This window comes from Komagataeibacter kakiaceti JCM 25156 (assembly GCF_000613305.1).
The window spans coordinates 1-689 of the sequence record NZ_BAIO01000836.1 but is presented as its reverse complement, the minus strand read 5'-3'; the positions used below and the strand labels follow the sequence as shown (position 1 = coordinate 689).

Here is a 689-nt window from a genome sequence, read left to right as displayed (position 1 = left end):
CGCGCGCGGGCGGTCGCGCTTGATGTCCAGCAGCCGCCTGCCCGCGTCGATGCCGGGCAGCAGGTCGATCTCCAGCGCCTGCCCCGCCTGCCAGTACGATGACGCCTGCAGGATGGCGGGCCCGGACAGACCCCGGTGGGTGAACACCATGCCATCACGGAACACGACATGGCGCGCCTGCCGCCCCGCCCCGCTGTGGCAACTGATCGCCACATTGACCGACAGCCCGGCCAGCGGTTCCATCCATTCCAGATCCTGCGCGCCGAATGTCAGCGGCACGAGCGCCGGGGCAGGCGCCACGACCCGCAGGCCGAACCGGCGCGCGAGATCATGCGCAAGGCCCGTGGCGCCCAGTTTGGGAATGGACAGCCCCCCCGTGGCCACGATCAGGCCGCGCGCCACGAAAACCCCGTGATCCGTCTCGACCCGGTAAAGTCCCGCGCTATCGCGCGCCACGTCGATGATCCGGTGCGACAGGCGCACATCCACCTGCCCCGCCGCGCATTCACGCAGCAGCATGTCCACGATGTCGCGCGCCGAGCGGTCACAGAACAACTGACCCGCCGCCTTCTCGTGCCAGGGAATGCGGTGGCGGCGGACAAGGGAGAGGAAATCGGCCGGGGTGTACCGCGCCAGCGCCGATTTGGCGAAATGCGGATTGGCGGACAGGAACCTGCCGCCCCGCATCC

1 protein-coding gene is annotated in these 689 nt (G+C 69.8%); it reads right to left on the bottom strand.

Annotated elements, in window-relative coordinates; translation table 11 throughout:
* Nucleotides 1-689 (bottom strand): NAD(P)/FAD-dependent oxidoreductase (locus JCM25156_RS19365; protein ID WP_025814458.1); only part of this gene is annotated, 689 nt, incomplete at both ends.